General features: G+C 65.9%; 8 protein-coding genes. 1 reads left to right on the top strand and 7 read right to left on the bottom strand.

Going from position 1 to position 10,367, the window contains the following annotated elements:
• A partial coding sequence (locus AABA84_RS12525) for a flagellin N-terminal helical domain-containing protein (protein ID WP_445083410.1) occupies positions 1-452 on the bottom strand: 452 nt, incomplete at its 3' end.
• 322 nt (positions 453-774) lie between these two features.
• Between AABA84_RS12525 and flbT the strand changes: the two genes are divergently transcribed.
• Complete coding sequence (flbT, locus tag AABA84_RS12520; protein WP_212250488.1) at positions 775-1,212, top strand: flagellar biosynthesis repressor FlbT; 438 nt, start codon at positions 775-777, stop codon at positions 1,210-1,212.
• Between the two features lie 97 nt (positions 1,213-1,309).
• On the opposite strand, the gene AABA84_RS12515 is transcribed toward flbT, so the two are convergent.
• The 6 genes from AABA84_RS12515 to flgK form a co-directional block, all read right to left on the bottom strand.
• A complete protein-coding gene (locus AABA84_RS12515) occupies positions 1,310-2,809 on the bottom strand; it encodes a pyridoxal phosphate-dependent decarboxylase family protein (RefSeq protein ID WP_338312190.1) in 1,500 nt (499 codons plus the stop codon).
• Positions 2,806-4,059 (bottom strand): hypothetical protein, encoded by a 1,254-nt coding sequence (locus tag AABA84_RS12510; protein ID WP_338312189.1) that lies wholly within the window; start codon positions 4,057-4,059, stop codon positions 2,806-2,808. Before AABA84_RS12510 ends, AABA84_RS12515 begins: the two co-directional genes overlap by 4 nt.
• 1 nt (position 4,060) lies before the next feature.
• The gene (locus AABA84_RS12505) at positions 4,061-5,710 is read right to left on the bottom strand and encodes a hypothetical protein (RefSeq protein ID WP_338312188.1); all 1,650 of its coding nucleotides are present in this window, start codon (positions 5,708-5,710) and stop codon (positions 4,061-4,063) included.
• Positions 5,700-6,482 (bottom strand): hypothetical protein, encoded by a 783-nt coding sequence (locus tag AABA84_RS12500; RefSeq protein ID WP_212250493.1) that lies wholly within the window; start codon positions 6,480-6,482, stop codon positions 5,700-5,702. The genes AABA84_RS12505 and AABA84_RS12500 overlap by 11 nt, the downstream gene beginning before the upstream one ends.
• Before the next feature lie 71 nt (positions 6,483-6,553).
• Complete coding sequence (locus tag AABA84_RS12495) at positions 6,554-8,437, bottom strand: flagellar protein (RefSeq protein ID WP_338312187.1); 1,884 nt, start codon at positions 8,435-8,437, stop codon at positions 6,554-6,556.
• A gap of 21 nt (positions 8,438-8,458) precedes the next feature.
• Positions 8,459-10,342 (bottom strand): flagellar hook-associated protein FlgK, encoded by a 1,884-nt coding sequence (gene flgK / locus AABA84_RS12490; RefSeq protein ID WP_212250497.1) that lies wholly within the window; start codon positions 10,340-10,342, stop codon positions 8,459-8,461.
• Positions 10,343-10,367 lie beyond the last annotated feature (25 nt).

Below are 10,367 nucleotides of genomic sequence, written 5' to 3'. Positions count from 1 at the left end.
CTCGCCGCCGTGGTGCCGCCCGCCGCGCCACTAAACACAACGTTGCTGCTTGCGGTCGCGCTGGCGAAGCTCGTCGTGCCGCGCAGGTCGGCCGCCGTCGCACCGGCGATGGTGGCGGAGACGTTCGACTTGGTGGAGTAGCCGACCGTGGTCTGCAGCGCCTGGTTGGCGATCGACTTCGCGCTGTCGATCAGCTTCTGCAGCGAGGTGATGCCGGTGTTGGCGGCCTGCAGCACCTGCACGCCGTTGGCGATGCCATCGAGCAGGTTGTTGATGTCGCTGGCGCGGTTGTCGAGCGACTGTGCGGTGAAGAAGTTGGTGGGATTGTCCAGGGCCGAATTGACGCTCTTGCCGGTCGACAGACGGTTCTGCGTGGTGGCGAGAAGATCAGCGGTGGACTGGAGGGAGAGGAGGTTCTGACGAACCGACGAGGAGAGGACGATGCCTGACATAACTCTGTTACCTTTCTGGTAAACGACGCTACTGTTACTCGTCTGCTTGGATCTAGGCTGACCCAGCGACCGGCGGACCGTGGCGCCGAGACCTCTAACGAAACATGAAATGAAACCCGCGCTTTTGCCGGGCCGCGCGTGATTCGGCCGGGGAAGCCGCGCAGATCGTCGCGCAGCCCGCACGGGTAGGACCTTGAAAATATTGCGATTTCCCGCGCAAATAGCGGGAATTTACAGCTCGTTAACTAATTGCGAGCGAGAATCACGTCTTAATAGGCCGCAACGAACGCTCGGTTACGAAAGCGTTGATGGAGAACAGGCAATGGCCCTTAAGGTCGAGCTCAGACCGCACGAACGCATCATCGTCGGTAACTGCGTGATTACCAACACGGACCAGCGCGCCCGCCTCCTGATCGACGGCGACAACGTGCCGATCCTGCGCGAGCGCGACATCCTCACGCCGGAGACCGCGGATTCGCCGGCGAAGCTCGTCTATCTGGCGGTCCAGCTCATGTACATCTCGCCGGATCCGCAGAGCCAGCACGGCACCTATTTCAACCTGGTGCGCGATATCGTCACCGCGGTGCCGAGCGCCTGGCCGATCATCGAGGGCATCAACAACAACATCCTGAACGGCGACCTCTACCGGGCGCTGAAGGATGCGCGCAAGCTGATCGCCTATGAAGAGAAGCTGCGGAGCCAGTTCGAGGCCACCCACCCCAAGGACGGGGACAAGGACGACGTGAGCTCCGCCGCCTGACCGCGCGCGTTCGCGCCACGCGAGCGCCCCAGTCCCGCAAACGACAACGGCCCCGGATCGTCTCCGGGGCCGTTGTCGTTTCAGCCATGCACCAGTGCTATTGCGCTGCGAGCGGCGGTGCCTCGACCTCGATCATTCCGTCGCCGCACCGCCGGCCGCCGAACTCCAGCACGGCCGCGACCAGCGCGTCGACATCCGCCTCCTCGGTGCGGTGATTGACGATCGCGGCGCGGATCGCAAACCTGCCGCCCAGCGTCGTGCTCGAGGGCGCTGCGACGCCGGACTCCTGGATGTCGGCGACGATTTCGCGATTGACCGCATCATCGGCACGATAACGGAAGCAGACGATGTTGAGGTTGACCGGCGCCAGCAATTCCAGCCGCGGTTCAGCCAGGACGCGGGCCTCCAGATATTTTGCCAGCGCGCAGCTTCTCGTGATCGTCGCACCCAGCCGATCGGTACCGAATGTCTTCAGCGTGAACCACGTTTTCAGCGCACGGAAGCCACGCGACAGATCGGGGCCGAGATCGCAGGGCCAGACCGCGCCCGCCGCAAGCCCCCTCGCTTCGCGGCGCAGATAGGCCGCGGGCTGCACGAAGGCCTGCCGATGCAGCTCGCCGTCGCGCACCAGCAGGAAGCCGGCGTCGTAGGGCACCTGCCCCCATTTGTGAAAGTCGAGCGCAATGGAATCTGCGAGCTCGATGCCGCCGAGCAGCGGCGCGAGCTCGGGCGAGAAGATCGCGAGCGCGCCGAAAGCGCCATCGACGTGAAACCAGATGCCCTCCTCGCGGCACAGCTCCGCGATAGCCTTGAGGTCGTCGATCGCGCCGATGTCGACGGTGCCGGCAGAGGCAACGACGAGGAACGGCTTGAAGCCGACCTCGCGATCGACAGTGATCTGCGCGCGTAGCGCGGCTACGTCGATGCGATGATCGGCATCGACGCCGATCTTGCGCAGCGCGTCGGTGCCGAGCCCGGCGATGTCCATCGCCCTGGAGACGCAGCCATGCGCGGCCTGCGACGTATAGGCCGTGAGCAGCGCGCCGTCATTGCCGATGCCGTATTGCCGCGCCAGCGTGCCGAGCGCAGCGTTACGCGCCACCAGCACCGCCATCAGATTGGCCATCGACGTGCCCGTGACGAAGATGCCGCTCGCAGATTCCGGGAAGGCGAACAGGCGGCGCATCCAGTCGACGATCTGGCGCTCGACCTCGATCGGCATGTGGTCGCGTCCGCCGAGATTGGCGTTGAGGCCGGCTGCCAGCATCTCCGCGATCATGCCGACCGCGGTGCCGCCGCCATGCACCCAGCCCATGAAGCCGGGATGGACGTTGCCGGTCGCATAGGGCGCGATGTGATCGGCAAATTCGCGATAGACCTCGGCGAGGTCGCTCGCCTCGCGCGGCACGTCGGCCTTGAAGGCCGAGCGGACGTCATCAGGGATCGGCTGCCAGACCGGGCGCGCCCGAACGTTGGCGATGCCGTCGATCGCATCGTCGAGCATGCGATGGGCGAGCGCGCGAAATTCGCTCCAGTCCTGCGGGTCGAGCGAGGTGCGCGCGACAGAGCTTTGCGCGTTGCGGATGATCTCGTTCATGTTGCGCTCCCCTCGCCTGCTCTTGCATGCCGCGACAGCATCGCCGAGAACGCCGCGAAGATCTTGCGCATCTGTGGCGGCTTGTAGGGAAACACGACTGGCGAATCCATGTTGTGCACGACGGCGGTGTTGTCAGCTTCGAAAACCAGCAGCTCGCTGCTCTGGTTCTCGGCGCAATCGACGATGAAATAATCGAGGCCGACGCGCTTGCTCATCTCGTCGAGCGCGCTTCCGTGGCGCGCCGCGAAGGCGTGATCGAAGTCGTGCATGAAGATCGCCTCTTCTGCACGCTTCTCCTCGCTGAACGCCATGTAGGCGTTGAGATACCAGATGTCCCAGCGGTCGGCGATTGCCATGTGACAGGCGTAGGGTTTGCCATCGACCATCGCGAGACGATATTTGCGGTAGAGCCCGTCGGGGCTCACGTAGTCGACGAAGCGCGCGACGAAGAAATCCTGCTCATCACGTTCGGCAAGATAGGCAGCGAGCGCGGCGGCATCGTCGAGCTTCGCGAGCCCGACGCCGGCATGCGAGCCGCGCGGCCGCGCGATCATTGGAAAGCGCAATTCACCCGCGATGTCCTCGCAAGCGATCCGCCCTCGCGAAAGATCGGACAATTGCGCGCGCGTCGCGTGGATGGTCGCGGGAATGTCGAGACCCGGCACGCCGGCCAGCAGCCGATACAGCTTGTCGCGATCGAGGTTGCCGATGCGATCGGGACGATTGAGCAGCGGCCGCGGCCAATGCGGCGCGGCCTTCGCGATCGAGGCGAGCGCCTCGCGGCATTCCTCGGAATCGGATGCGACCACGATGGCAACGTCGTGCTCGGGCAAATCCTTTGGCAGACCGACGCCCTTGACCACATAGAGCGTCAACAGCTCGATGTCGGAGCCTTCGAGCAGAAAATCGATCGGCGTGTTGCCGCCCATGTCGATGTCGGCTGCCAGCGCGAGCACGCGCAAGCCCGGCTTCAGGGCAGCGCTCGGCGTGCGAAACAATTGGTGGAAGGCCAGCACCTCCGACTGGATCGCTAGCCCTTGATCCTTGTCGCCGAGAAGCTGGGTGATCAACGACAGATCCAGCCCTTCGCCCGCCAGTGCGGTCCCCGCCGCGATCCGCGCCACCAACTGGTCGCGCAACGGATGCAGGTCGACACCCTCGAAGGCCTGGCGCGTCAGCTGCGCAAAGCCGATGCGATCGGCATAGTTCGCCGCGGTCATGCGAAGCGGCGCGGAAACCGGATGCTGCATCTCACACCTCGAACGCGGAGTTTACCGGGACGGCCGCGACCGCGCCACGGTCGAGCAGCAGCTCGATCTTTACCAGCACATGGGCGATGCGATCGAGAATTTCCTGCACGTTGCGTTGCGCCTGCGCCATGTCCGGCGACCAGACCTCGGTCACGAGCCGTGCGCCGACGCAGAGCCGCAGCACGGCCTGCGGCGCCTCGCCCTGCCGCTCCAGCCGCACCGGCTGGCCGACCAGGCAGCGCTGCACGGCGACCTGCCGGTCCGCCGCGCTGCCGCCGATCGCCTCGTTCATGTCATGCGCCAGCGCGCGATGAACGGCTCCGGTCTCGGCGATCGAGACCGGCCGGCCGTCGCGCAGCAGGATGAACGGAAAGATCGTGGTTTGTGCAAATTCCTCATCATCCGCGTCGGCGACCCCGATCGCGGATGGAACGGCGCGAAGCGACGGCGACAGCGCGATCATGCTGTCGATGCCGGCGGCGAGCTCGGCGAGCACCTCGGTGCGGAAAGCCCCTGATACGGCGTAGTAGCGGCCGATCTCGGCCAGCGCCGCTTCCCAGCGCAGCCATTGACCGAAATTCGGACGGCGTTCGAAGCGCGAACGCAGCGCCGTCCAGGCCACCGGCCAATCACAACGGCCGGCATAGTCGAAGATACCAGGCGCAATCCCCTCGACCCGGTCGAGCGACCGCGAAAGGCCCTTCGGCACCAGCACCGCACCGCTGAAGGCGGGCCCACCGAAGAATTTCGAGCCTGACATCAGCACCATGTAGCCGCGGTCGAGATAAGAGCGCAGCCGGCGGCGGCCGAGGCGGGCCTGGCAGGCGTCGACGACGATCTGCACCTTGCGCGGCCAGCGCCGCGCGATCTCGTCGAGACAGGCCGCGCTCGGTGCGCGCCAGCCGAGCTTCGATGCATCCATGATCTGGAGCAACACGGGCGCGCCTTGCGCGATCGTGGCCTCGATCGCATGCAGCACCGCGACATCGATGTCGGCGCGCATCGCAATCCCCGGCGCGGTTCCGAGCAGCGGCAGCGCAACACTGGCGCCGGCGAGCCCCGCAACCGCACCGTCCTTGCGAACCGCGAGGCCGCTCGCCGTCATGGAGCTGAAATGGTGCCCGCGGGCGGTATGGGTCGTCCCGCTTCCGGTCTGGTCGGCGCCGACCACGATCGTCACCGGCGGCGCCCCGAGCAACACACGCGCCAGGAACAGGGCATGGAGCTGGGAGTCCGTGCCGGAGGGCGAGAACACGACGTCGACGCGCGGCGAGAGCTGGAGATGGCCGCGCAGCTCGTCCCGCATGTCCTCGCAGCGCGCATCGAAGGCGATCTCGACCTCGTCGAGCAGGCACTTGTGCATCAGCTCTTCGCGCGCCAGCGCGGCACGGTCGTAGGCCATTTGCGAGATCGTCGATGCGGTCGAGGAGGCGAAATTCCAGATCTCCGGCTCCGGCGAAGCCGCGCAGCCATAACCGTTGACGCGATCGCTGGCGTCGAGCGCCAGCCGCGGATCGCCGCCGGAGACCAGCAGCGTGTCCAGGGGTGTGAAGAGATCGCGCAGGCGATAACGCGAGCCGACGTCGGGGGCGCGCTCCTGACCTGACAGACGGGACGCGCCCGCGCTCATCCCGGAAGGCTCACGCCGCATCGGCCGCCGCCGCGGGCGCCGGCGCGAATTGCGAGGCGATGTCGCCGTGGAATACCGACGGTCCGACGTGATCGAGCGAGCTCTGGATATCGGCCCAGATCTCGCCGCCGATATCGGTCCAGCGCTTGCAGAAGGCGAAGTCCTCGGAAAGATACGTGCCGGTCGCCGGGTCGATCATGCATTCGAACAGCGCAAACCGGTTCTGGCTCGCCGCCAGCGTGTCGTGGGAATGCTCACGGAAGAATTGCAAGCCCGCGTAGTCCGGATGGCGGCACATCGCCTCCAGCGCCTGGCGCCGGATCATCAGGAAGCCGGTGCCGGCATAGCGCACGCGGGTGAAGCCGTTGACCACGACGATGCGATCGGGATCCTCGATCTCGAGCACGTAGTCGAGCGAGGCGGCCGGCACGTCGGCCCGACCTGACTGGATCGCACGCGCGGCCTTGTCCCAGTTGATCCGCTTGATCGGATAGCAGCCGGCGACGACATCCGCGCCGCATTCGATCAGCCTGAACACCTGCTCCGGCTTGAAGCCGATATCGGCGTCGATGAATAGGAAATGCGTCGCCCTGGGATCGTCCAGGAACATCGCGACCAGATTGGCCCGCGCGCGGGTGATCAGCGCATCGCCGTCGCGCAGCAGAACCTTGAGCTCGAGGTTGGACATGCCGTGCACGGCCCGCTGCAGCGCGAAGATCGAGCTCGCATAGATGCTCGACACCTGCCCGCCGAAGCAGGGCGTTGCCACCACCAGTTGCATCTTGTCCGACATCGACAGCTCCGCCCCGCTCCAATCCTCACCAAGAGGTAAAGAGGCATGGTTAACGGCGCCTTAACGCATCCTTACAGGAACTTGACGAGCGAGAGCTGCGCCAGGTTCGAGGTCACCTGGTAGGACGCCTGGAGCGCGTTCTGGAGCGCCAGGAGCTGGCTCGCGACCTCGTCCGGCGAGGCCGATTCCGCCTGGTCGATGATGGTCTGGAGCTGCGCCTTGGCCTGGGTCTGGCGCGTGCCGGCGTCCTTCATCGTGTTCTGGGCCATCGCGATGTCGGTCTGGATGTCCTCGATGCGCTGCTGGCCGGGCTGCTGGGTCAGCGCCTGGGTCGTGCGCAGGCTCAGCGCGGCGACCTGCCCGCCCGAATACTGTCCGGTCGGCGAGGTCGAGAAGGTCCCGAACACCGCGATCGCCTGCAGCTGCCGGCGGATCGCGTCCTCGTTCGCCTGGGCGCCGTACTGCACCGTGACGGAATCGTCGACCCGCGCCATCGCGGTGGAGCGCGCCGAGCCGGGGCCGTCATTGCCAAGATACCACTTCACGGTGGTGGCCGAGCCGTTGACCAGCGTCGTCGCCGAGTTCGCGGGCGAGGAGCCGACGCGCAGCGGCGGCTGGGTGGCGGTCACAGGCGTCGTGCTGAAACCGAGCGAACCGAGCGCGCCGGTATTCGAGCTCGTGATGTTCAGGCTCGCCGCGTCGTCCGTATTGATCGTGATCGAGCCGCCATGGATCGTCGACGGCTTCGACGTCCCCGTGATGCCGTCGATCTTGCTCAGCAGGGTCTGGATGCTGTCGCCGACGTTGAGCTGGTTGCCGGTCGCGCCCGAGGCCACGAAGGTCAGCGTGGTGCCGTTGACGGTGATGGTGTCGCCGGCGACGAAGCCCGGCGCGATCGAGTCCGTGGGGCTGGTACCGGACAACGCCGTCGCTCCGCTGATCGGCACGGTCGGGCCCGCCTGGCTGGTCTTGGGAGCACCGATCGCAGAGCTCGCGGTGTTGAAGAAATTGTCGCCGGCGACGATCGCGGATGCCGCCACCAGCGAGGTGTTGGCGAGTTTCGTGATCGCCGTGTTCAGCGCCGTGTTGAGGTTGTTCGCGGTGTTGGTCGGATTGACGGGGGTGCTGGCGTCGATCGCGAAGCTGCCGAGCGGCGTCGGCGTCGCCGTCGACGCGGTCAGGTCGATCTGCTCGGTCGAGCCGTCCGGCAGCGTGAACTGCACGCTCAGCTTGTCGCCATTGTTCGGGTTGACGCCGTTGAGATCGACCGAGAACGACACCGGCGAGCCGCTCGGGCCGGTGACGGTCGCGCCCGTCAGGGTCGAGGATACTGCCTTGAGCTTGAGCCCGAACGGCGACCCGGCGGCGTCTTCCGAGACCTGCACCGAACTCGGCGTCGGCTGCGACTGCACCAGGCGGCCCATGCCGTTGGCGCCGAGATCGGCGGCCTGGCGCTCGGCCATCACGGTCTTGAAGCCCGCCTGCGTCGTGGTGCCGTTGATGATGTCGCCGGCATTCGCAACCGACTGCGTGCTGATGGCCGTTCCGGAGAACAGATAGCGGTTGCCCGTCTGCGTGTTGAGCACGCCGACCATCGAGCCGAACTGGGCGGCGGCGGTGTTCTGCGCGATGGTCTGGCCGTTGACGTTGAGATCCTGCGCGGTGTTGGCCGAGCCCGTCTGCACCGTGCTGCGGATCTTGGTCAGCGACTGCAGCGCGGTGTTGGCGAGGTTGATGCTGACATTGACGTTGGTGATCGTGTCGGTATAGGCGGCGATGTTGGAGAGTTGCGCGCGCCCGGCGATCGCAAAGCCCTCGTTGGTGCCCATTCCGGAATAGTTCTGCGACAGCTTGCCGGTCGAGAGCTGCGTCGACAGGTCGGTGAGCTGCTGATTGATGTTGCGGATCTGCGAGCCGAGGATCGACGAAGAGTAGTTGATGCTGCTGATCGACATGTTTCAGAGCCCTGTTACTTGTTACACTTGAGCCTGGAGCAACGTATTCATCATGCTCTGCACCACCGACATGACGTGGGCGTTGGCGGCGTAGGCATTCTGGAGCTGGATCAGGTTCGACATCTCCGAGTCCAGGTTGACCTTGGAGGTCGAGTCGAACTTGGCCTGCAGCGTCGAGACCACGACGCCCTGGCCCTGCTGCAGCTGGGTGGCCTGGGTCGCGGAATTGGCCTGGACGCTCAGGAACTGCTGGAGATAGTTCGAGACGCTGCCGGTGAAGGGCTGGCTCGCAGAGCCGAGACCGCTCGTTGGCGAATAGGAGAACACTCCCGAGGTGAGCTGCGAGTAGAGATAGTCCGAACGCGCGGTGTCGCCCGAAGGCGTCACCGGCGAGGTGTTGTACACCGACATCCTGGTGGGGTCGGCGACCAGCTGCGTGTTGACGGCAATGCGTCCGGCAAGGCCGGTCATCTGCGAGCCCGAACCGGTGATCGCGCCGGTGTAGAGCGCCTGTCCGCCGTCGGTGAACAGCGGCAGTTGCGGATTGCCCGAGGTCAGCGACGAGATCGTCTTGCTCGTCGAGGCCGAATTGAGCTTGGCAAGGCCGCTGTTGTCGTCGGTGATCCGCAGCGTCGTGGCGGTCGCCGGCGGAGGGGCCGCGGAGAAGGCCAGATGCGAGCCCGAGAGCGCGGTGTTGAGCACGGAGGCGATCGTGCCCATGCCGCTGGCGAAATCAACGCCGATCTGCATCGGGTTGGCGTTGGTCGCGTTCGGCAGCGGCAGCGCCGCCGGATCGGTGACGTTGACCAGCGTGACCTGGCGCTTCGTATTGGTCGCCACGTCCGTGTAGGTGAAGGTGGCGGTATTGCCCGGCAGCGCGCCGGAAAGGTCGATGTCGAAGCCGGCCGGCGGGCCGGACACGGTGCTGCCGGCCGTGGTCTTGTCGGACAGCGCGCTCGACATCGTCGCGGCGAGCTGGTCGATCTGGTTCTGCGCCTGCACCAGCGTCTGGTCGCGCAGCTTCAGATCGGCCGCGATCTGGCCGGACGAGACCACGTTGTTGGCGACGACGTCGACCTTCGAGCCGTTCGGCAGCACGATGTTGAACGCGCCGACGCCGGACTTGGCCGGATCGATGTTGTAGAGCGAGGTCGCCGACAGCGCACCGGCGGAAGCAAAGGAGAATTGCGAGGCGAGCCCGGCGCCGACGAGCTGGATGCCCGTCGTGGTGTAGATGTTGGCCTGGTTCGAACCGTCGGTGGTGACGCGGACGTCGACATATTTCGACAGCGTGTTGATGGCCTGGTCGCGCTGGTCCATCAGCGTCGCGGCCGAGGGGTCGTTGGCCGACAGGCCCTGCAGCCTGGTGTTGATGTCGGCGACCTGCTTCATGGCCGCGTTGGCCGCTTGCGCCGAATTGCCGAGATCCTGCTCGACGTTGGAGCGCAGCGACTGGATGCCCTTGGTGGTGACGTTGAGCTGCGTCGCCAGCGCCTGCGCCGCGCCGAGCGCAACGGTTTGCGCCGACGAGGCGCCCGAGCTGGTCGACAGCGCCTGCAGCGCCGTGGTGAACTTGTTCAGCGCGCTTTCGAGCGTGCCGCTGTTGCCCGGGGTGCCGTAGACATTCTGAAGCTGCTTCAGGATGTTGGCCATCTGGTCGGCGTAGCCGCTGCCGCCGGTCTCGGTGCGCAGCTGATTCAGCACATAGGTGTCGAGCTCCCGGCTGACGCCGGTCGTCATCGCCGTCGAGCCGAAGTCGCCGGTGGTGACCTCGATCTGGTTCGGGGTCTGGACGACGTAACCCGGCGTCTGCGCATTCGCGACGTTCGAGGAGACGATCGAGAGCGCGGCCTGGTTGGCACGCAGACCGCTCATCGCACTGGCGAGGGCTGAACTCAAACCCATATCACTGGCCGCCTTTGGTTACGTC

The organism is Bradyrhizobium sp. TM239 (assembly GCF_036247985.1).
In the GTDB taxonomy this organism is placed as follows: Bacteria; Pseudomonadota; Alphaproteobacteria; order Rhizobiales; family Xanthobacteraceae; genus Bradyrhizobium; species Bradyrhizobium ottawaense.
Note: the sequence above shows the minus strand (reverse complement) of the source record. Positions and strands in the feature narration are given on the sequence as shown.

Excerpts from the sequence above, each read along its gene's own strand:
- flbT (WP_212250488.1), top strand. The coding sequence starts at position 775 with ATGGCCCTTAAGGTCGAGCTCAGACCGCACGAACGCATCATCGTCGGT.
- AABA84_RS12515 (WP_338312190.1), bottom strand. The coding sequence starts at position 2,809 with ATGAACGAGATCATCCGCAACGCGCAAAGCTCTGTCGCGCGCACCTCG.
- AABA84_RS12510 (WP_338312189.1), bottom strand. The coding sequence starts at position 4,059 with ATGCAGCATCCGGTTTCCGCGCCGCTTCGCATGACCGCGGCGAACTAT.
- AABA84_RS12505 (WP_338312188.1), bottom strand. The coding sequence starts at position 5,710 with ATGCGGCGTGAGCCTTCCGGGATGAGCGCGGGCGCGTCCCGTCTGTCA.
- AABA84_RS12500 (WP_212250493.1), bottom strand. The coding sequence starts at position 6,482 with ATGTCGGACAAGATGCAACTGGTGGTGGCAACGCCCTGCTTCGGCGGG.
- AABA84_RS12495 (WP_338312187.1), bottom strand. The coding sequence starts at position 8,437 with ATGTCGATCAGCAGCATCAACTACTCTTCGTCGATCCTCGGCTCGCAG.
- flgK (WP_212250497.1), bottom strand. The coding sequence starts at position 10,342 with ATGGGTTTGAGTTCAGCCCTCGCCAGTGCGATGAGCGGTCTGCGTGCC.